Annotated in this window: 20 protein-coding genes; 13 read left to right on the top strand and 7 right to left on the bottom strand. The window is 44.3% G+C overall.

Going from position 1 to position 21,447, the window contains the following annotated elements:
- The first annotated feature begins 21 nt into the window (after positions 1 to 21).
- The 5 genes from BGK61_RS02825 to BGK61_RS02805 all read left to right on the top strand — a co-directional run bounded on the left by BGK61_RS02825 (position 22) and on the right by BGK61_RS02805 (position 7,052).
- A complete protein-coding gene (locus BGK61_RS02825) occupies positions 22 to 2,199 on the top strand; it encodes an ABC transporter permease subunit (RefSeq protein WP_076011280.1) in 2,178 nt (725 codons plus the stop codon).
- Positions 2,192 to 3,751 carry a phosphate ABC transporter permease PstA gene (gene pstA, locus BGK61_RS02820; RefSeq protein WP_076011279.1) on the top strand — a complete coding sequence of 520 codons (1,560 nt, stop codon included), beginning with the start codon at positions 2,192 to 2,194 and terminating at the stop codon, positions 3,749 to 3,751. The genes BGK61_RS02825 and pstA overlap by 8 nt, the downstream gene beginning before the upstream one ends.
- Before the next feature lie 15 nt (positions 3,752 to 3,766).
- On the top strand, positions 3,767 to 4,573 hold the full coding sequence (gene pstB / locus BGK61_RS02815; protein WP_076011278.1) for a phosphate ABC transporter ATP-binding protein PstB: 807 nt from the start codon (positions 3,767 to 3,769) through the stop codon (positions 4,571 to 4,573).
- A 150-nt stretch (positions 4,574 to 4,723) separates the two neighbouring features.
- Entirely contained in the window at positions 4,724 to 5,440 is a 717-nt protein-coding gene (gene phoU, locus BGK61_RS02810; protein WP_014948403.1) for a phosphate signaling complex protein PhoU, read from the top strand.
- Positions 5,441 to 5,780: 340 nt separating this feature from the next.
- On the top strand, positions 5,781 to 7,052 hold the full coding sequence (locus BGK61_RS02805) for an inorganic phosphate transporter (RefSeq protein ID WP_076011277.1): 1,272 nt from the start codon (positions 5,781 to 5,783) through the stop codon (positions 7,050 to 7,052).
- A 96-nt stretch (positions 7,053 to 7,148) separates the two neighbouring features.
- On the opposite strand, the gene BGK61_RS02800 is transcribed toward BGK61_RS02805, so the two are convergent.
- Complete coding sequence (locus BGK61_RS02800; RefSeq protein ID WP_039219513.1) at positions 7,149 to 8,126, bottom strand: universal stress protein; 978 nt, start codon at positions 8,124 to 8,126, stop codon at positions 7,149 to 7,151.
- A 383-nt stretch (positions 8,127 to 8,509) separates the two neighbouring features.
- Here BGK61_RS02800 and BGK61_RS02795 point away from each other — a divergent pair, with 383 nt between their 5' ends.
- The 4 genes from BGK61_RS02795 to BGK61_RS02780 all read left to right on the top strand — a co-directional run bounded on the left by BGK61_RS02795 (position 8,510) and on the right by BGK61_RS02780 (position 11,958).
- Positions 8,510 to 9,418, top strand: coding sequence for a hydrogen peroxide-inducible genes activator (locus BGK61_RS02795; RefSeq protein WP_014997445.1), 909 nt, complete (start codon positions 8,510 to 8,512; stop codon positions 9,416 to 9,418).
- Positions 9,419 to 9,674: 256 nt separating this feature from the next.
- Positions 9,675 to 10,205 carry an RNA polymerase sigma factor gene (locus BGK61_RS02790; RefSeq protein WP_076011276.1) on the top strand — a complete coding sequence of 177 codons (531 nt, stop codon included), beginning with the start codon at positions 9,675 to 9,677 and terminating at the stop codon, positions 10,203 to 10,205.
- Positions 10,205 to 10,999 (top strand): anti-sigma factor, encoded by a 795-nt coding sequence (locus BGK61_RS02785; RefSeq protein ID WP_076011275.1) that lies wholly within the window; start codon positions 10,205 to 10,207, stop codon positions 10,997 to 10,999. Before BGK61_RS02790 ends, BGK61_RS02785 begins: the two co-directional genes overlap by 1 nt.
- 17 nt (positions 11,000 to 11,016) lie before the next feature.
- Positions 11,017 to 11,958 carry a coiled-coil domain-containing protein gene (locus tag BGK61_RS02780; RefSeq protein ID WP_076011274.1) on the top strand — a complete coding sequence of 314 codons (942 nt, stop codon included), beginning with the start codon at positions 11,017 to 11,019 and terminating at the stop codon, positions 11,956 to 11,958.
- A 96-nt stretch (positions 11,959 to 12,054) separates the two neighbouring features.
- Here the strand turns inward: BGK61_RS02780 and BGK61_RS02775 are convergent, their stop codons facing one another.
- From BGK61_RS02775 to BGK61_RS02765, 3 genes are all read right to left on the bottom strand, one after another.
- Positions 12,055 to 12,570 carry a protein-tyrosine phosphatase family protein gene (locus tag BGK61_RS02775; protein WP_108721583.1) on the bottom strand — a complete coding sequence of 172 codons (516 nt, stop codon included), beginning with the start codon at positions 12,568 to 12,570 and terminating at the stop codon, positions 12,055 to 12,057.
- Between the two features lie 63 nt (positions 12,571 to 12,633).
- Complete coding sequence (gene trhA / locus BGK61_RS02770; protein WP_076011272.1) at positions 12,634 to 13,308, bottom strand: PAQR family membrane homeostasis protein TrhA; 675 nt, start codon at positions 13,306 to 13,308, stop codon at positions 12,634 to 12,636.
- Between the two features lie 254 nt (positions 13,309 to 13,562).
- Positions 13,563 to 14,003: a MarR family winged helix-turn-helix transcriptional regulator gene (locus BGK61_RS02765; protein WP_014997451.1), complete on the bottom strand. Its 441-nt coding sequence runs from the start codon at positions 14,001 to 14,003 to the stop codon at positions 13,563 to 13,565.
- Between the two features lie 134 nt (positions 14,004 to 14,137).
- Here BGK61_RS02765 and BGK61_RS02760 point away from each other — a divergent pair, with 134 nt between their 5' ends.
- The 3 genes from BGK61_RS02760 (at position 14,138) to BGK61_RS02750 (ending at position 17,650) form a co-directional block, all read left to right on the top strand.
- A complete protein-coding gene (locus BGK61_RS02760; protein WP_014997452.1) occupies positions 14,138 to 14,566 on the top strand; it encodes an organic hydroperoxide resistance protein in 429 nt (142 codons plus the stop codon).
- A gap of 274 nt (positions 14,567 to 14,840) precedes the next feature.
- On the top strand, positions 14,841 to 16,772 hold the full coding sequence (locus BGK61_RS02755) for a M1 family metallopeptidase (RefSeq protein ID WP_076011271.1): 1,932 nt from the start codon (positions 14,841 to 14,843) through the stop codon (positions 16,770 to 16,772).
- A gap of 341 nt (positions 16,773 to 17,113) precedes the next feature.
- Complete coding sequence (locus tag BGK61_RS02750; RefSeq protein WP_014997454.1) at positions 17,114 to 17,650, top strand: redoxin domain-containing protein; 537 nt, start codon at positions 17,114 to 17,116, stop codon at positions 17,648 to 17,650.
- Between the two features lie 112 nt (positions 17,651 to 17,762).
- On the opposite strand, the gene BGK61_RS02745 is transcribed toward BGK61_RS02750, so the two are convergent.
- Genes BGK61_RS02745 through BGK61_RS02735 form a run of 3 tightly spaced genes read right to left on the bottom strand, consistent with a single transcriptional unit; the run spans position 17,763 to position 20,142 of the window.
- Complete coding sequence (locus BGK61_RS02745; RefSeq protein WP_076026004.1) at positions 17,763 to 18,362, bottom strand: YigZ family protein; 600 nt, start codon at positions 18,360 to 18,362, stop codon at positions 17,763 to 17,765.
- A 20-nt stretch (positions 18,363 to 18,382) separates the two neighbouring features.
- Positions 18,383 to 19,126, bottom strand: coding sequence for a LytR/AlgR family response regulator transcription factor (locus BGK61_RS02740; RefSeq protein WP_076012570.1), 744 nt, complete (start codon positions 19,124 to 19,126; stop codon positions 18,383 to 18,385).
- Positions 19,123 to 20,142, bottom strand: coding sequence for a sensor histidine kinase (locus BGK61_RS02735; RefSeq protein WP_157187943.1), 1,020 nt, complete (start codon positions 20,140 to 20,142; stop codon positions 19,123 to 19,125). The genes BGK61_RS02740 and BGK61_RS02735 overlap by 4 nt, the downstream gene beginning before the upstream one ends.
- A gap of 224 nt (positions 20,143 to 20,366) precedes the next feature.
- Between BGK61_RS02735 and BGK61_RS02730 the strand changes: the two genes are divergently transcribed.
- Positions 20,367 to 21,377 carry a hypothetical protein gene (locus tag BGK61_RS02730; protein WP_076012571.1) on the top strand — a complete coding sequence of 337 codons (1,011 nt, stop codon included), beginning with the start codon at positions 20,367 to 20,369 and terminating at the stop codon, positions 21,375 to 21,377.
- The last annotated feature ends 70 nt before the right edge of the window (positions 21,378 to 21,447 follow it).

Here is a 21,447-nt window from a genome sequence, read left to right as displayed (position 1 = left end):
TAAGAATTACTAAGCAGCCGCATGACTTTCGACAGCAACAGCACAAACAAAAAGCGCCAGCGCAGCGATAGGTGGTCACGCTATGTAGTGACGGGCTTTGGCGGCCTTGTTTTGTTGACGTTAGTTATTCTTATCACCCACTTAATAAGCCAAGCCCTGCCTTTGGCATACACCCCTAGCTTACAACACCTTTCAAGCTTTAAAACCCAAGACAACGAGGAAATTATCAGCGCCGGTGACATCATTAATAGCCAGCCGCTGCTGGTTAGAAAGTCTGACTGTAGATTAGGTTTAAAGTTGCTTAAAGGCGATAGTTTGGAGAGTAATCACGATTACATTCGACCTTGTGAGCATAGGTTGTCAGCCCATAGCGTGATGGGAGAGAACTATATTGTTGATGTATCGCCCAATGCTCAAGTGAGGGTCTTGCCGGTTAGATCGTTCAACATGGGCGACAGCACAGCGGTTGATATTGCAACGAGCGCGCCCCAAGCTACGTTGTCCAATAATATTACGTTTGCATTACCTAAAGAAAAATGGCGAGAGCGTGACAGCTGGAATATGGCTCTGTCTTCCAAATGGGCTGTGGTGTCTATCTCAAAAAGTAACAGTGTTTTCATTCGTTGGGTGAATCGGCTTCGTCCCACCCAGGTGGTAGACAAACAGTTTTACAATGTAGATAGGTTGGTGCTGCTGCCTGGTAGCGAGAGTGTGCTGCTTCAAATTGAAGATGCGCTTTACCTTAACCGGCTCAGCGATAAAGGGGCGTCACTTCTACCCATAATAAGTGGTATTGATGCATCGTTAGATGAGAACATCGTTTTTCCTCTCGCTAAAGACCGCACTTTCTTTTTAACGAATACAAAAACGCAGACACTGACTCGCTGGGTGCTGAGTAAAAGTGAAAAAGGCCTCACATTTAAACCAACCTACCAAATAGCGCTTCCAGGAGAGATAGTAAGAGACGTAGCAGAACATGCCAGTATGAATCTAGTGGCTGTGCTAACCGATAAAGCACGGGTACTGTTGGTAAACCGCGTATCAGGTGATGTAGTGGCGTCGCAACAAATTGAGCGTACCGCCGAGAATATCACCTGGTATGGTAATAAGCTTTACGGCTACTCAGGCAATACACTGTCAGTATGGGAAGGGAAGCATTTAAGCGGCATTACCACGTGGGCATCGCTGTTTGAGCCGCAACATTATGAGGGTTACGGTGCAGAAGAAACGGTGTGGCAAACCACCAGTGCTTCCGATTTTCAGGAGGCTAAATTTAGCTTAACGCCGCTTTTGATAGGCAGCATCAAAGCTTCTCTTTTGGCACTGCTAATTGCAATACCTGTTGCCATCGGCGCCGCTATATACACCGCATTTTTCGCCAAAAGCCGTCTGCGCAACATTATAAAACCGGCTATTGAGCTATTAGAAGCCATACCCAGCGTGTTAATCGGGTTTATCGCGGCCATTTGGCTGTCGCCGAAAGCCGAGCAGTTTTTGTTTTCCTTTGCCTTTTTCCTTATCGTGATTCCTTTTGTGCTTATAGTTGTTGCTTTGGTGCAACGCCCTATTGCGGAGTACCTACCTAAAAAACTAAGGCATGGTGCAGAACTACTCTTTGCTATAGGTGGTGTGTTCTTTTTAGGTTTTATAAGCGTGGAGTATGCGCCCGCGCTTATTTTCTCGGTGATGGGAGTGGACGGGTTTACGCTACTTGCATCTGAATCGAATAGTCCCATTGGTAAAACCACCATAGTGGTAGCGCTTGCGTTAGGTGTGGCTATTTCACCGAGTATTTATTCTTTAGCTGAAGATGCCATTAACGGCGTTCCAAACGACCTAAAACATGCTTCGTTTGCGCTGGGCGCAACTCGCTTACAGACCTTGCTCCACGTTGTGCTGCACGTTGCACTGCCGGGAATCGTTGCCGCGATAATGCTAGGTTTTGGCCGTGCGTTTGGTGAAACCATGATTGTTCTAATGGTTACAGGAAATACACCAATCTCCAGTTGGGGCTTGATTGAGGGTTTGCGAGCACTTACTGCCAACTTGGCAATCGAACTACCAGAGGCCGATGTATCATCCGCGCACTATCAAATTTTATTTTTTACCGCGTGCATTTTGTTCTTATTTACTTTTTTGGTAAACACCATAGCAGAGCTACTGCGCCAGCATATAAGAAGTAGGGCGTATTATGGTTAATCGAACAATGTTTGGATTAAGCGCAGTTCAGCGCCAGTCGCTGGTTATCAGCTTAACGGCCTTTTTCACTAGCTTGCTGCTTATCGCACTGGTGAGCGTACTCTTGTTAATAAGCTTTCGCGGGACGGCTTATTTTTGGCCTGAACCTATCTATACCGTAAATGGTACACATCAAGACGGTACGGCGTTCTCAGTACTCGCCAATGTATTTGACGACCCCTCAAATGAGGATGTGACCCTGAATTACTCAGATACTCAGCATCCTTATGGCTTTCAAATTCAATTATCGCGAGAAAACTTATCTAGCACATTGCTCGCGAAAAACAGCGCAGACATCAAATTATTGGATGGCAGGCGCGTGTTGGCTATTCCCGAATATATTGTAGTCCCTTCTAAACCGCCACAGACCCTAGACAAAATTGATGCTGTCATAGAGGAAGTTGCCCAGATCAGTGCGCAAATTGAAGATCTCAATACGCGTCATCTTGCGCCTATTCACGAAGCGCTGTCTCAATTTGATAAACGTAACGTGGTGGCAGACGCACCAGCAAGAGAGCGTTTGGTCGCGTCATTTAATGAATATCAAAAGCGTGTTGAAGCGTTAGAGGTGACGCGGGCTGAGTACACCTTGCTGGTAAGTTTTGCAGACGGTACGCCATTTGTTATCCCTATTTCTAGTATTCAAGATGTGGACTTTGTAAGTCGCTTAAGCACAATGGAAAAGTGGCAGGTAGTGTTTTCAGAAATAGGCGTGTTTTTAACTGATTCGCCTAAGCAAGCAAATACCTCCGGCGGCGTATTCCCCGCGTTGTTTGGCACTGTACTCATGGTGTTCTTAATGACCATCATCGTAACGCCCTTTGGGGTGTTGGCCGCTATTTACCTGAGTGAATATGCGCCTAACACGGCACTGACCACCATTATTCGTGTAAGTGTAAGCAATATGGCAGGGGTGCCTTCTATTGTTTACGGCGTGTTTGGACTTGGTTTCTTTGTTTATACCTTAGGCGGCAGTATTGATGAGCTATTGTTTAGTGACACATTGCCAGCGCCAACCATGGGAAGCCCAGGCGTATTTTGGGCTGCCTTAACCATGGCTATTTTGACCTTACCTGTGGTGATAGTGGCGACTGAAGAAGGCTTGCGCAGAGTGCCGGAAGGATTGAAAGCGGGCAGTTACGCGTTAGGGGCAACTAAAATTGAGACTATAGTACGTACCGTATTGCCTATCGCGTCTCCGGGGATTATGACTGGCGTAATTCTGGCGATTGCGAGGGCGGCAGGTGAAGTAGCGCCACTTATGTTAGTTGGTGCGGTCAAGTTTGCGCCAACGTTACCAATAGATGGTGAGTTTCCCTATCTTCATCTTGATAGGCAGTTTATGCACTTGGGCGTGCTTATCTATGACGGAGCGTTTCACAGCCAGACCGATGGAAAAAGCGCAAGTATGATGTTCGCCGCCTGCTTACTATTACTGGTAGTAGTTTTTGTATTAAATATTCTGGCAGTTGTACTTAGAGCGCGCCTTCGTAAACGCTATCTCAAAGGATAATACAGGTCTAGTAACATGTTGAAGTTGTTTGAACACAATACGCTAAACGTAAACGATATTAGTGAAGAGCAAACTGCGGTAGAGGTTAAAAACCTAAACCTGTGGTTTGGCAATAAGCATGTGTTAAATGACATCAGCATGCGGATCCCCAAAAACAAAATAACCGCGTTGATTGGTCAAAGTGGCTGCGGCAAATCCACACTGATAAGCTGTTTCAACCGCCTTAATGATTTGTATGACGGCTGCAAATACAATGGTGAAATTATTATTGATGGTCAAAACATCAATAGTCGTAAAATAAATGTGTCACGCCTAAGAACAAATGTAGGCATGGTATTTCAGCGCCCCAATCCCTTTCCCATGAGCATCTATGAGAACGTGTGTTATGGGCTTAAGCTTCAGGGTGTGAAAATTCGACGACACTTAGACGATGCGGTAGAAAGCGCACTAAAACAGGCTGCGTTATGGGACGAAGTTAAAGATCGTTTATTTGAATCTGCCCATGTTTTATCTGGCGGTCAGCAACAGCGTTTAGTTATTGCAAGAGCATTGGCATTAAAGCCCGACATTCTGCTTCTTGATGAACCGACCTCAGCCCTTGACCCACTAACCACACTTTTTATTGAAGAGCTAATGGACGCATTAAAAAAGCAATGCACCATTATTATTGTGACGCACAACATGCAGCAAGCAGCTCGGGTTAGCGACTATACCGCCTTTTTCCATCAGGGCAGGCTAATAGAATATGCAGACAGCGATACGCTGTTTACCATGCCGGACAAAAAACAAACCGAAGATTATATAACGGGGCGATATGGATAACGGTGCAGTGAACGTGCGTTCTAACTTGGAGTTGCGCCGAAATGCTGAAGTTTGGCATGGCGTTACGGCTTGTACTAATAGTGCAACGATAGGCACTGGCACATTGTCTAGCCGTTATTTATTAAGCTTATGGCGCGAGGAGAAATCACCATGCGACAGGTAGCCTTAAATACGCATATCTCAGGTACCTTTAATATCGAGTTGGAAAACTTGCGTAACTCGGTATTAACCATGGGAGGCGAAGTTGAGCAGCAGCTGGTGGATACGTTAAAAGCGGTAAAGCACAATCATGCCGCTCTGGCTGAAAAAGTGGTGTTAAACGACTTAAAAATTAACTCCATGGAAATTCAAATTGATGAAGAGTGCTTGCGCATTATTGCCAAACGTCATCCTACCGCCAGTGACCTGCGTTTGATTATGACCATTTCCAAAGCCATTACCGATATTGAGCGAATGGGCGATGAAATCGAGCGTATTGCTAAACTGGTAACGCGCAATAAGCTGCCGAGTTCAGATACTATCAAGAGCAGTATGTTGCTTATTGGCGAGAGAGTCGCCGCCATGATGCGCGGCACATTCGACGCCTTTGCTCGTCAGGATGAGGCCGCTGCTTTAGAAGTGTATGACCAAGACAACCGCATTGACAGTGAGTACAAACGGCTGCTGTCGTATACCACCTCCGAAATGCAGAAAAGCACTGACGACATGCAGGATTGGCTGGATGTGTTGTGGGCAATGCGCTCGTTAGAGCGAATTGGTGATAGATGTAAAAACGTGTGTGAATACGTGGTTTATCTCACTCGCGGTACTGATGTAAGGCATACACCGCTGGAAAATATGCAGCAAAAGCTGGAAGATTTGACGTAAACCTGTCCAAATGGTCAGTGTGTTTTTGCGTAGTAATATTCAAATATGAAAAATGGTGAAATTTATTTGTCATAAAACTGAAATATTTGGTGGTTTTATCATCGCATTCAAATAATTCCGCATACTTTTATCGTTTTTCAGTGATTTTCGCTATGGCTTCTAACATGATTACGTTATCATGCGCCGCAGCCAAGAACAGATCGTGCAAAATTTAATCGAACCTTATGATAAAACACAATTTGTCTTTAACTTCATTCTCTAGCCTTTGTGGTGAAGAGATCATGCTACTTACTCAAGTAGCGTCCAGCCTAAATCGCGTTTAGATCGGGAGCGATTATCCGTGGAATTTTTTGAAAGTTATGGCCTAATTCTTATAATCCTTGCCGCCGGCGTTGGTTTCGTCATGGCATGGGGTATTGGAGCGAATGACGTTGCCAACGCAATGGGTACGTCAGTAGGTTCTAAAGCTTTAACCATAAAACAAGCCATTATCATTGCTATGATATTTGAGTTTGCTGGCGCCTACCTAGCAGGTGGCGAAGTAACGTCTACCATTCGAAAAGGGATTATCGACTCAACCTATTTTATAGACATACCTGAATACCTTGTATTAGGCATGATCTCGTCATTACTTGCAGCTGGAATCTGGCTTGCAGTAGCGTCATGGTTGGGGTGGCCTGTATCTACAACTCACTCAATTATCGGTGCAATCATCGGCTTTACTGCCACTGGCGTCAGCATGGACGCGGTAGCATGGGACAAAGTGGGCGGTATTGTTGGTAGCTGGGTCGTAACCCCTGCTATATCTGGCGTGATTGCTTATCTTATTTTCATGAGCGCGCACAAGCTTATCTTCCAAACAGCCTCACCGTTTGCAAATGCCAAGCGTTATGTGCCGTTTTATATGGCACTAGCGGGCTTTGTTATGTCGCTTGTTACTATCAAGAAAGGCCTTAAGCACGTTGGTCTAGAGCTAAGCGCTGTTAACGGATATCTGCTGGCGATTGCTATTGCCGTAGCGTTGGGCTTCTTGGGTAAATGGTTTATCGGCCGTATGAAGTTCAGCGGTTCTGAAGATGCAGACCTACAGGCGGCTAACGTTGAGAAAGTATTTGCACTGCTAATGGTAGTAACAGCCTGTTGTATGGCGTTTGCCCACGGTTCAAATGATGTAGCTAACGCTATTGGACCATTGGCTGCGGTAGTTAGCGTAGTTACCAGTGGCGGTGAAATTAACTCTAGCACTACCCTTGCACCGTGGATCCTTCCTCTAGGTGGTTTAGGTATTGTTGCGGGTCTTGCACTATTTGGACATCGCGTTATCAAGACCATTGGACAGGGTATTACACACTTAACGCCAAGTCGTGGTTTTGCAGCAGAACTTGCAGCAGCGTGTACAGTAGTTATTGCATCGGGTACGGGTTTACCTATTTCTACTACACAAACTCTCGTTGGTGCGGTATTAGGTGTAGGTCTGGCGCGTGGTGTATCAGCGCTTAACCTGGGCATTGTAAGGAATATCGTCGTATCGTGGATTGTAACTTTGCCTGCTGGCGCAATCCTTTCGATTATCTTCTTCTACATTCTTAAAGCGTCGTTTGGCGTAGCGTAGAACATAGCGCTAACAAACGTTCGTATTAAGCGAAAAGAATTAAAAAAGGCCGTGCTTGAAGTGAAGCACGGCCTTTTTGTTTGTGGAATGTTTTCTTTAATCAATGGAGATAGGCGTTTCAAAACCGCGTGGTTTAACGCCTACTACGGCGCATTTTAGCTGATGAATGGTTTCTTCCGCGGTGTCGCCCATGATATAGCCAGGCACGCCCAAACGTGCCACTGTGCCCATTACGATAATGTCGGTATCAAGGGACGTGGTAGTGGCTGCAATTTCTCTTCTAGGGTAGCCGTGAACAATGTGCTTCTGAGGCTTTAAATACTCCATTACATCTTCTTCAAGCTCATTGCCTAGCTCTTCAAGCAGTTTATCTAGTTCAGCTTCACGCTCTGCATGGATTTTCGCTAAGTCAGTTTCCATTCTATCGTTATCAACCGATATGAAACCGTCTCTTGCTATGTTCTCAGGAACAGCATCAAAAACGTGAACAATGTGTAGCTGTGCAAACTCTAACAAGGCTATTTGGCTTGCATGGCGCAGAATGTCGCGGTTCAGGTCGCGCCTGATTGAAACTTCATGCTGTGGGTAGTGATAGTTCAAATCTAGTGCTGCAACCACGTTTTTGTATTGGCTACGAGGCTTGTGGTTAATGATCCACACCGGGCATGGGCATTTGCGGAACAAGCGCATATCTAAGCTTCCGAATAACTTATCCAGAAAGCTTTCTTCTGCTCGCTTAATCACTAAATCGATCTTGTTCTTCTGAACGTAGCGCACAACGTCGATAAGAGGTTGTCCTACTGCTACCGCGGTAGATACGGGATAGTTTTTTCCCCAGCTCTCTGCTTGTTCTTTTAACCAGTGCTGAGCTTGGGTTTCCATAGTTTGCTGTGAATCAACGTAAGAGAAAGACTCCATGACCATGCTGGCGTTAGGTGGCAGTGACTCAAGAGAAAGCATGATGGTAAGTTTAGCTTGATGTGCTTTGGCGATATGCAGCGCCTGGGCAACCGTATCATCCTGACGATGCGAGTCACTCAATACGCATAAAATGTTCTTATAATGTCCTTTCATACTGCCCTCAATAGTTAATCGCTCTATTGACTGAATGATACAAGAGCGGGTCTTACTTCGCTGTAAAAATATCTTACTGGTTTAATCCTAACGCTAGTTGTAGCGGCTTTCCAGCACGTATAACTTATTCTAATACGCTTTATATTTGGAAATTGTACAAACCTATTACTGAAATGCCACTTGCTTAACAAACCAAAAAAATCGTTGTGTTTAAGACTGTTAGGCGCTTGAAAGTAATGGCGAGGTTTTTTTTTAGGTGTATCAGCTAACTGTTTTCAACAATACTCAGGAACCTTGGTATAAGAGCTCTAGGCTGTATTTAATCTTTATGTTAGATTAATCCAATATCTTTTAATCCATTTTTAAATAACTGAGAGATGCCCATGAAATGGCCTAATCTTAAGCACCTGCACTATTTGGTGACGCTACATCAAGAGCAACATTTTCATCGTGCTGCCCAGCGCTGTAATGTAAGTCAGTCAACATTAAGTACGGCCATTCAGAATCTAGAAGAGCACTTTGGAAGCCAGCTTCTTGAGCGTGAACATAAAACCTTTGTGTTTACGTCTTTGGGGCTGGATATTGTTGAACGTAGTAAAGTACTGCTTCAAGAAGCGGGAGAGCTTGTTGAGTATGCGCAAAACGCGGGTAACTGGCAGCGAGGCACCCTAAAACTAGGTGTTATTCCAACCATTGCACCATTTTTATTTGAAGGCATGATGGGGGCGTTTTCTGCATTTCTACCCGAGATAAACTTGGAAATGCAGGAAGACACGACCGAGAAGCTGCTACAGCAGTTAACCGACGGCAGATTAGACTTACTTATTCTAGCACTGCCAATGGAAACGCCTGGGTGCAAACAGATGATATTGGGACACGATCCGTTTCATCTCATTGCGCACAAAGATATGGCTGAGCAACTTCCAAACCCAGTCGACATTTCGACCTTGCCTAAAAAGAGTATTTTCCTACTTCAGCAAGAGCACTGTATGACTGGGCATGCGGTAAGCGCGTGTAATCTTCAGCACAGCGATCAAATCAGCAGTGTTGCAGCAAGCAGTTTGTATACCTTGGTGCAGCTGGCAAATAGCAAAATGGGCTACACCTTCTTACCTGAACTAGCGATAAATCAATCTATTCTTGAGCACACCGGTCTTAAGAGCTTTCCAGCGGAAGAGCAGGGCTTCCGTGAGATTGGCTTAGTGTGGCGTTCAGGTACAACGCGTATGCAGCTGTTTCGTCGTATTGGTGAAATTATCTCGCCACTATTACCCATTCCCACACTAAAATAGTGCTGGCGCTGAGCGCGCTTTCCTTCATAGTTAGCTAAAGCGGTTGAGCCTATAGGCTCAGCCGCTTTTTTATTGCTGACATCAATTATTGTCTTGTGCGTCCCCAAAAAAGAGTTCTGCATCCTTCATCTAGAGCGCAGTTTGAGTGGCGTTATTCCTTAAGTGGCAATTTATTTATCAAATAAACAAACTTTTTTGCAAAGCTTATCGACTTAATGGTTAAGTAAAAAAATAGAGCGTAAAAACGGGGAACGGCGTGTTTAAAAAACGAGATGAAAAACTCGTGGAACAGGCATTACAGGGTAATAAAAAAGCGTGGTTTACGCTTATATCTCGCTACGAAACCGCTATGTACCAATACGGTATTCGAATGACAGGGAATAGCCATGATGCAGCAGATTTAATGCAGGAGATTTTTATCTCTGTGTTTCGCAGTCTTGCCTGTTTTAAAGGTGAGGGCAGTTTTAAAAGTTGGCTCTATCGCATTGCCCACTGCCGCTGTGTTGAGCTGTACCGCAAGCGAAAGCCGCATTCAGACATTGACGACATACAGGCGCCGCTTTGCGGTGCACCATGCCCTGAAATGCAGCTTTATAGCGACCGAGAGAGTAGAGCGTTAACGCAGGCTATGCAGACTTTACCTTTAGGCCAAAAAGCTGTGGTGGAATTGAAATTCTTCGGCCACTTCACGTTCGAAGAAATTGCACAGCAAATGGATATCTCAGTAAATACCGCTAAGTCGCGACTTTACGCTGCCTTAGCAAAATTGAAGTTGGAGTTGGAATAATGACCTTATATGACAAAGAAGCCTTATTCTCAGCTTATCTGGACAACTCGCTTGATAGCGAGCAAGAAAAGCAGTTTAACGCGTTGTGCGAAGCAGATGCTGAATTTGCGCAGGCGGTAGAAAATAGTGCCCGTTTGAACAGCGCAAGTGCAAGCTTCGTTGCTCCGGCGCCTCCCCAGTGGGACAAAGAACAGACCTTTTTTAAGAAAAATGAACCTCGTTCGCTTTCGTCTTGGTTTAGCTTGCCAGCGTGTGCTATGGCCATGTCAGCCTGTGCGCTGTTAGCCGTACTTACTGGCGCTAAGTTGTCATATAGCGATAACGGTGTAGCGCTTACGTTTTCAAACAATGGCGCCAACACAGTGGATGAAATGGTGGAGCAGCGCGTGACACAAGAAGTCGCTAAAGCTTTAGGTGAGCAACGTGATTTCTATCAGCAGGCCAACCAAACACTATTTAAAGAATACGCCCAGGCGCTATCTGCGCAGCAGCAACAAAGCAGTGCAGAGCTTACCAAGTACTTGTTAGCGTCGAGCAGAGAAGAGCGTAAGCACGACTTTGCCGAGCTTATCAAATTTATTAATGAGCAGCGTATTGATGACCAGCGCTTCTACGCACGCCAATTTACGCGTTTACAGGACGAAATTGATGATATTGAGATAGGGTACAGCGCGGTAAACCTGCCTAACTCGCTTTCTGACAGTGGAGTTAATGGACGAGCTACCAATTACTCTACCGTACCATCAACGCAGCCCTATACCACAAACAATCCACAGTCGTCGCTAGATGACTAATGTAACTAGGTGAAATTATGAAACGTTTATTAACTGCTTTGCTACTTTGCACCACTGCGGGTGGCCTTGCGAATGCACAGAGCGCGCAAAAATATGACACGCTATCGAACGAGCTAGAAATAATGTCTGGGGTGCTTAAAACATCGTTGCGACAAAATGCCGCGACAGATTCTTGGAGAGTAAGTCAAATTGAAACCAGTTACCTTGCAGGGCAGGGCGCGGTATTTACTTTGTCAGTTAGAGGTCAAAGCGGTAATTGGGTGCGTGAAATAGAAACACTGGTAGAAGGCTTGGTTGGCGCGGTGCCGCCGGCGCCACCAGCACCACCTGTTCCCTCGGCAAATTCATTTAGCGATGTTGATGATATTGTGTTTGAAGCTACGAGAGAGTGGGAAGCATACGCTGAAGAAACCAGCCACCGTTTCTCACAAGCGTTTGCTGAGAATAGCAACCGTTTGCGAGACCTGCGTAATATGCAGCGTGAACTAGCTTGGGAAGCGAGGGAAGCAGAGCGCGAACTGCGAGATATTGCATTTGAGTTACGTCACGCGGACGAAGCACGCAAGAAAGAATTGCTAGCGCAAAAAGCAGAATCTACTGAATTGCTAAAGCAGTTAGAAGCGAAAGAAAAAAGCATGAAGGATGAGCTTAAAGCAATTGAGAAAGAGCAAACAAAACAAATGGAGGAGCGTAAAGCGAAGCAGCAACAAGCTTACAAAACCTTCCTGGCCGGTTTTGAATCAGGGATGAGTGAGACTTTATGCCGTTTTGGCTCAGGCTTGCGAGGTTTACCTGAAAATGAGCACATCAGCATGGTGCTTAAGGATTTCGAAACAGATGAAAGCAGAGAGCGCAAAGATCGTATTTATGTGTTCACTCGCGCTGACATAGTTCGCTGCGTTCAAGAAAAAATAGACGCGAATAAGCTTCTTTCCAACGCTAACATCTATCAGTTTTAAATAGATAAAGAACACACGTAAAAACGCTAGCGATGAAAAAAAGATACGCGCTGCTGTGTTAACTCTCATGTTAAGACGCAGCGCGTTTTTTGTGGTCTACATTTTGGGCGCAATATGTCCCAATTCAGCAGCCCATGTAAGTTCGGATCGTAATAAGTTATTGGCTGCGCTTGCGCCAAAGCTATGCAGAGCGTTATATGCACTATTGGATGGAACGCGGCAATAGTGGCAAAGGGCGTAAAACAATAAACTACAGCGGTGCTGTGAACCATCGCAGTGTAAATATATCTTCGCTCCCTCACTGAGCATTTGAGAGAGTTCGTGAAGATACTGATGAAGGTGAACATCTTCGGTTGGCGACGCAGATGACGGATGCATAAAGGGAACCCACAGCCATTCCAAGCCCACGGCGAGCGAACTGTCGCGTATAACTGGCGCCTGTTCTTCACTGGTTTGCACTGTTGCAATGTGGGTTACGCCCAGTGATTTTAATCGTTCGAAGTCACTATCTACGGGTTTTTTCCCCAAGCATATTTGACCTGCTCGTAGAGAAAACCACGCAATGCTGGGGGGCGTTGCTGCGCTATGTTCTTTTGTCTCACCTTCTTGCATGGAGTCTCGCATAAGCTTTTAAATGAATTCTTGCATAAGTGTTAGCGTTACCTAACGACCTCGTTATACGACAAAATAATAAATCGAAAAGTAATGGCAGCTACAACCGCCAATAACAAACATGTGCCAAATTGCATGGGTGTATTTTACCTTTTTTGCCACGTAAAAGCACACACCCACGCTGAAACACAGCCCACCTGCTACCAATAACCAAAGGCCAGCACCGGGAAGCGCAACATAAAGAGGGTAGATAAGACCTAGTGCAATCCAGCCCATAAGCAAGTAGGTCATCACAGATACCTTGGGAAAGCGATGTTGCGCTACGAGCTTAAACGCCACGCCACCTATTGCCAAGCTCCAAACAATAGCCGTCATTGTGATACCCAATACGCCACCAATTGAAACTAATAACAAAGGTGTGTAAGTACCCGCTATCAACAAATATATCGCACTATGGTCAAATAGCTTAAGCCACCCCTTTGCCTTTTCGTGAGAAATGGCGTGATAAAGGGTTGAACTTAAGAACACTAAAATGAGGGTAGAGCCGTAAATAGCCGCCGTGGTTAACGCTAGCGTATCTTCAGCGCGATAAAGCATAAAGATTAAACCAACGATAGCGGCAATAAAGCCAACCCCATGACTAATGCTGTTCAGCCACTCCTCCACAACAGAGTAAGCTTTTGCAGGAATGCTTTTCGAGTGTTGTGTTGCCGGTGTTTGAGTCTGTTCGCGGATCATCACAGCTCCTGTCTTATTTCTGAAAATATATGTAGAAGACGCCACTAAAGCTAATTAATTACAAGTCACTAGGCGTCCTTTGCAGCAAAAGAAAACCTGCGAATACTTTGTCTTTCATCTAGATATTGGGTAAAAACAAGGTCGCCATATTACTACGCCAATTGAGACAATTATAGCGCACACTTGTTCGCTCAATACAAAAATAATAACAGATTAGCTAAACAATGTGATGACAATAAGATTACAACACCGCGCTAAAAATCCGCGTTTTCAAAACAGCCGCCCAATTTGTCTAATAGAGATTTCAGGGTGCGACTCTCTTCTGCAGTCATGCCATTAAGTTTGCATAACATCTGAGCAGGCACTTCCTCTGCTATGGTCTTTTTTTCTTTCCCCATTTCAGTGAGTTTAACCCGTTTAACGCGCTTATCGGCTTTATCCTTAGTTATCACTAAGAAGCCCTTGTCCTCTAGCTTTTTAAGGATCAGCGACATAGCACCACCATCGATTGCGGTTCTATCTAAAAGTTCGGCAATGGTGATGTCGTCGTTTTCCCACAACGCCATTAAGGTTACATACTGAGGGTAGGTGATATCCAGCGCCTTAAGTAGAGGGCGGTAAGCACGCGTAAATGCGTTCGACAACGTATAAAAACGATGACATAGCTGATTTTCTAACTTCAATAATTCTGACATAGCACCTAACCCCAATACCGCTTTACATCAATACAATATTTTGCATACAAAATACTTGATCTGCAAGTTGGTTCGGTGTTAATTTAATTTGCATGCAAAGTATTTGTTTAGACAAACCTATGAGGAGAGCAACTATGCATAAGCTTCAACAAGTCGTTTATACAGGAAGTGCAACAGCAACAGGCGGTCGTGAAGGTACTGCGAAGTCGAGCGATGGCAAGCTAAGCGTGAAACTGTCAACACCTAAAGAGCTAGGTGGCGCTGGTGGAGAAGGCACAAACCCTGAACAAATGTTCGCGGCGGGCTATTCTGCGTGTTTTATTGGTGCACTTAAGCATGTGGCTGCGTCACAAAAGATTAAGCTGGCCGACGACATCAGTGTAACGGGTGACGTAGCTATTGGCCCCATTGAGCAAGGCTTTGCTATTGCGGTAAAACTGACAGTAGATTTAGGCGACATGGATAAGGCGCAAGCGCAAAGCTTGGTGGATACTGCCCATCAAGTATGCCCGTATTCAAACGCGACTCGCGGTAACATAGAAGTAGACATTGCCTTAGCTTAACGATACGGCAGAAAGTTAATCAAATACGCCCGTCACAGCGGGCGTATTTATTTGTGCAAAGTACTCCTATCTTTTGAAAACATAGCGCCAGTTTTCACGGTTAGGCTCACATTTATTTGATATTGAAGTGACGTATCAAATTTCGCCGTGCTGTTTTGGAAGTATAATGTTTTGGATTATAGCGCAGGTAAAAGGCAGCTCTTCGAATTAGAGTCGCCAGTCATATAACGGCTTGGTACACTAAAACAGTATCAATCATCCTTTAGGAAGTTATATGAAAAAATACGGATTACTGGCTACATTCGTATGCGCGCCCGTGTTGTTCGCGTGCAGTGATAACACCAGTTCAAGTTCACCAAATACAGAAAACGAGCAAGCCGTTGCGTCTACTTCGGAGTCTAGTGCAGATGCGGCTAAGCACACCGATGCAGGTATTGCTTCTGGTGTAGATTACCACTCATTTGCTAACCCTAATGAAATTCGGGTTACGCACCTAAGCTTAGATTTAACCGCAAACTTTGAGTCGAAGCAGCTCGTTGGAGAAGTGACCCTTGATGTTGAGCGTACGAAGCCTGAAAACAATACGCTAGTATTGGACACGCGAGCGTTAGAGATTGAGCGTGTTAGCGTAGAGGGAGAAAGCGTTCCCTTTGAAATGGGAGAGACTGACCCTGATTTAGGCACGCCTCTTACGATTACTCTACCAAGTGCGGCAAACTCAGTAACGGTAGCGTATTCAACTTCACCCGAAGCCTCTGGCGTACAATGGTTAACGCCAGCGCAAACGGCAGGTAAAAAGCATCCATTCCTGTTTACACAGGCGCAAGCAGTTCACGCACGAAGCTTTATTCCGCTTCAGGACTCGCCACAAGTGCGCGTAACCTATGACGCAACCATAAAAACACCTGAATCGTTATTAGCGGTAATGAGTGCGTCTAACGACCCAACCACTGAGCGCGATGGCGAATATGAGTTCAATATGCCACAGCCTATTCCTTCTTACCTTATTGCGTTAGCCATAGGTGATTTGAAGTTTAAAGCTATGGGTGAGCGTACTGGTGTCTATGCTGAGCCTGCGCTACTTGAAAGTGCGGCGAAAGAATTCGAAGATACCGAGGCAATGTTAGAGGTAACGGAAGAAACCTATGGACCTTACCAGTGGGATCGTTACGACCTGCTAATTCTACCGCCCTCATTCCCTTTTGGCGGCATGGAAAATCCTCGCTTATCGTTTATAACACCCACGGTGATAGCGGGCGATAAAAGCTTGGTTTCTCTGATTGCTCATGAGCTTGCACACAGCTGGTCTGGTAACACAGTCACTAACGCTACATGGCGCGATCTATGGTTAAATGAAGGTTTTACGACCTATTTAACCTACCGAATTATGGAAATGATCTACGGCCATGATCGTTTCAAAAAAGAAGCCGTGTTGGGTTATCAAGACCTGGAGAACGATGTTGCAGCCTTAGATGAGAATGATGAAATCCTGGCGATCGACCTTCGTGGTCGTAATCCAGATGATGTTTTCTCAAATATTCCTTACGAAAAAGGTGCACTGTTTTTACGTGAAATTGAACACAAGATTGGCCGCGAAAACTTTGATGCGTTCTTAATGCAATATTTTAAGGACTTCGCTTTCAAGAGCATAACCACCGACACATTTATTGCTTACTTAGATGACACGTTATTAAAGCAATACCCTGATAAGCTGGACGCGAATCGCATTCACACATGGATTTTTGAGCCAGGCATTCCTGAAGGCGCACCACACCCTGAGTCAGATGCTTTTACCAAAATCGATGATACGCGAAGCGCTTGGCTTTCTGGCGACGTGAAAGCGGCGGATATTGAAACCGCGCAGTGGACTGTACACGAGTGGTTGTATTTCCTTAACAACATGCCTGAATCACTAAGCGAAGCACAGCTGGCTGAACTAGATTCTGCGTTTTCGCTCACCTCGACTAAAAACAATGAGATTGCTCATAGCTGGTTGATGATCGCGGTACAGAATAACTATCAGCCTGCTTATGATCGTTTGTATAGCTACTTGGTGTCGATAGGGCGTAACAAGCTAGTTAAACCCCTTTACCGCGAGCTTTCAAAAACGCCTGAAGGCAAGGCATTTGCTAAGCGTGCGTTTGAAGAAGCGAAGCCGGGGTATCATCCACTTACGGTAAAAGCTAATGAAGGCTTTGTGAACTAAGGGGTTATCTGACTCACCTGAGTGGGTCGTGATAAACAGACTTTCGTTTGGCAGGTAGCAACAGCAAAGGTTAATTGTTAACTGCTGCCGATTTTGCAAACGTAGTTAAATAGAAAAGCAGCTCACCCGAGCTGCTTTTTTGTGCCCGTGTGTATCATCAAAATAAGAAGTGGGTTGAGACAACGAAAAGCTGAACATTTGTTCAAAGAAAAGATCTGAACATTGGGTACAACGTATTAAGCCTTACTTTGATGTGTATAAGTATATTGCGGTTCATGGCGGAATATCGCGCGATATCGCTTGTATGTTGAAGGATTAAATCCCTCTTTTAAGGAGCTTTTATGTATACACAAAAAATGCATCCAGCAACTACGTTTCCCGACGTTTCAGTTACTCTGTCTACCGATGAATCTGTGTCACTGACTAATAAAGATGAGGGATGTGACTGGAAGATGGTGGTTGTTTATCGCGGTAAACACTGCCCGATATGCACAAAATTTTTGAATAAACTGGAAGACTACAAAGGTCGCCTTCGCGAGGTAAATATTGATGTGGTTGCCGTAAGTGGTGACAATAAAGCACAACTTGATGAGCATTTAGAAGAACTGTCAATTACTTACCCTATTGCCTATGGGCTTTCTCAAGAAGATATGGCGAAGCTTGGGCTATATATTTCAACACCTCGCTCAGAAAAAGAAACCGACCACAATTTCGCTGAACCTGCGTTATTTGTATTAAATGAGAAAAATGAAATTCATATTGCGGAAATTGCTAACGCACCTTTCGTGCGCCCAGATTTAGAGCAACTTGTTTCCGGCTTAGAGTTTATCCGTAACCCAGATAACAACTACCCTATTAGAGGTACTTACAAGGGGTAAGGATGGGCAGCTCATGGTTACAGGATAAGGCTCTGGTGATTACTAGAGCCGACTGCTTAGAAGGTTAAATCCCATCCCCTGAATACCTCGTAAATCGCGTTTTCGCAGGCACTTACTCGCTCTCTTCTGATACCGAAAATGCAATAGGTGCCATTTGCTTTTTAAAGTCTTCTAATGCATCTAGCGGCAATTCGACGTCTATTTTGACGCTGCTTCCGTAATCACAGTTCGCGATATTGCCCTGTGCTTGCTCTACCAGATGACGCACGAACTGTTCGTGTTTGAAATCTATGTCTACCCGTAGTGGTTCCAGTTTAATCTCTTGCCTGATTTCAAGGGCGTCAATAGCCTGCTGAGCGGCAGCAGAGTATGCTCTGACTAGGCCACCTGCACCTAATTTAATGCCGCCAAAATACCGCGTAACGATAATCATAATGTCACCGATATCTTTGTGCTGAAGTACGTTTAAGATGGGTTTCCCGGCAGTGCCGCTGGGCTCTCCGTCATCGGCCATTGCCGCGCTGCTTGGCGAACTGGGGTTTCCAAAAACATAGGCCCAGCAGTGATGGCGTGCGTCTGGATACTGTTGTTTAACACTATCTAACAGCGCCATTGCACTTTCTCGAGAATTCGCAAATCCAGCACAAGCAATGAATTTGCTTTTCTTAATTTCGTACAGGGTTTCAACCTGTTTGGCGGGAACGGGATACACGTTTGAAGCCTATATTAATTTCAACCCGAGACCAGCGCAGCATCACGCTGTAAGCGGATTTTTAATTGCTTTTGATAAGACTTACTTACAGAGAAGGATTGCTTACCTATTTCTAAGTAGTCTTTATGAACAACATCCACATGTAAGAGATTTACAATGTGGGAGCGATGTATTCTAACAAAATCATCGGAAGGAAGGCTATCTAGTGCGTCCTTCATACTCTGTAAAACAATATAGTTTTGTTGTACGCAATGATAAATAACATAGTCACCGCACGCTTCTATGTACCTCAAATTATCAAGGTCTACGCGTTGGTGGTGGTTATCTACTTTTATAAAGATGAACTGGTTGTTCGAGCGGCTTGGTTTCGTTGTAAACGATGCAGTGGGTGGCAGCTGTAAATCTATATGCGCTGACTGTAGAAGCTTGCTCGTTGCTTTTACGAAATCAGAATACTTTACTGGTTTTAGTAAGTAGTCTACCGCGTTGTGTTTAAAGCCATTAAGAGCATATTCGCCGTGGGCGGTAATAAAAATCACGTGTGGCGGGTTGCTAATAGATGACAAAAGCTCGAAGCCATCCAGTGTCGGCATATTAATATCAAGCAATAATAAATCAACGGTATTTGAGGAGAGATATGTCAGTGCTTCAAGAGCATCTCTGAAGCTTGCTGATAATGTTAGAAAATGGGTTTTTTCTACGTAATTCGAAAGTAAGTCGATGGCTAGTTTTTCGTCATCAACAATCACAGTTTTGAGTGTCACGTTAGCGTCATCCTTGCAGTGAAAACATTGTCCTTAGTACAAATATCAAGTGCATGTTTATCTTCATACATTAAACGCAGCCTGCGTTTAAGGTTAGACAAACCTAGGCCACCGTCTTGACCTTTGGAAGCCTGACCACCGGTTTTCGTCTCGACTATAGGGTTTGATATCTCAAAAGAAATAACGCTGTTTTTTACCGATAAAGTTATCGAGATAAAGCTTTTATCTTTGGTATTCACACCGTGTTTAAATGCGTTTTCTACGAGTACGATGAGAAGCATTGGCGCGATATGTGTATTTGAAGCAAATTCGCTTTTATTGAATTCCAGCTCCACATCATCTGAAAATCTCAGCATTTGTAGACGAATATAATTATCCAAATAGTCTACTTCTTTTTGAAGTTGTACCTTTTGCGAGTTTGCCTCATAGAGCATATATCTGAGAAGCGATGACAACTGTTCTATACCTCGCGAAGTGCGCGTATCGCCGGACATATATGATGTACTGTACAAACTATTGAGTACGTTAAACATGAAATGCGGGGAAATTTGTTGTTTCAATGCAGCAAGTTCAATCTGTGCCAGTGCAAGATTCCTTTCTTTAACCAGTTCAGAGCGCTTTAAATTAAGCGCATAGCGCTTTATGCCTAAAGAAAGCAATGACCACATTGTGTGTTTGAATAAAAACGTCCAAAACTCACTGACAACACTAACGTTTTGTTCTTGGTAATGTATGCTGTGAACGCTATCTAATCCGGCAATGGCAAACAATGCGACAAAGTAAGCGACTACAGACCAATAAAATCCATACTTCTTATTGCAAAAAGGAACGACAAAATAACACCAGTAGAATGTGGCTAAAACTAACAATGACGCCGATGTCGACTGCGGAATAGTCGTTGGCGCTTGCTCGAGTGTGACAACGTAAAAGTCTAAATTGCGACTAAGCGAGAAGTAGACTACCCATAACGTTAGGTGTATACACGCTTCAATAAGCAAATAAGGTTTGTTAAACACAGCTGGCTTCACGTAAATTTTTCTCAGCTTATCGAAATTTCATAATTAATTTTTGTTTTCTCTATGGATGGGGAGTTTTCATCTTTTAAGCACCTTTAATCGTCTTCGAACCGCCTGGTAGGGGGCGTTAGTCGTTAGGCGATGAAAAGTACTTACCCACCGATTACAGCGCTGACGTTTTTTAGTACTTCTTTATAGTCATAAATCTCAATCAGGAGAGAATTATGAATATCAAGTTTATGATAAAAAAGCAAAAATTAGCTGCCAATGTCCTATTTTACATGTCATTTTCACTCGCTTTATCTGCGAGCATTAATACCACGGCAGCTGAGACGCATTTGCCAAATACTGCCCTACTTGGTCATGAAATACCCACAACTCACTTAGTGTATCAAGAGCAAGCGTTTAAGATTTACGGAGATGAGCGCAGCTCTCTTCATCGCGAAATCGATGAAGTTAAAAACGCTGCGCAAGTTTTTAAAGAACGGTTTGGGAAATTTGGCCCTCTTGATGTTGTGATAGTGGAAAGCCCTGTGTCGCTTTTTCATGTCGAAAGTACAAAATATACCAAGCACTTTTTACCTTTTCTCAGTTATTCCGCGCTGTCCAGTTTTCATGGCACAACGGCATCGTTTGACGACAGTGATAAGAACATTTTGTCACACGAGGTCTGTCATAAGTTTATGATCTTGCTGATGGAGCAAGAGGGATTAGAAAATGTGTCTTCTAATACGCCTCGTTATGGTCACACCGCTTTACCTGACTGGTTTGATGAAGTCGCAGCAATAAGCTGTGAAAGTGACATCTTAAAAGCAAGGCGCCTCAGAGATTTTTATGTGAGCGGTAACGTCGAGACTTTATATTCGTTGAGTGAATTTCTGACTATGGAACACCCGTCGTTAAAGGCAATGGAAAAAGAACTTTCTAATTTAGTTAATAAAGCAGAAATGAATGCCAATGCTAGCGGTTACGCTATGGAAGTCATGGTGATTGAAGAAAATGATACTAGACCTTTACTTAACAATTACTACGTCCAAACTCTTCTGTTTGATAAGTTTATCGGCGCTGCGCTAGGGGACAACGCAATGAAACAGCTTGTTAAATTAATGTCGCAAGGACATTCAATAGAAGACTGGCTGATGAGTGAGCTTAAACTAGATAATAAAGAGCAGGTCAATAAAGCATTTAAATTGTTTGTTGATGAAGAGTATCGGAAATATAAGCAGCTTGGCTAGGACAAAAGCTAAACGGGCACAAACCGTCTTATTAGGTTTGTACCCGCTACTCAATTATTTCAAAGTAGGA

This window comes from Alteromonas abrolhosensis, from assembly GCF_001953635.1.
Classification (GTDB): Bacteria; Pseudomonadota; Gammaproteobacteria; order Enterobacterales; family Alteromonadaceae; genus Alteromonas; species Alteromonas abrolhosensis.
This window is presented reverse-complemented; position numbering and strand designations above follow the sequence as displayed.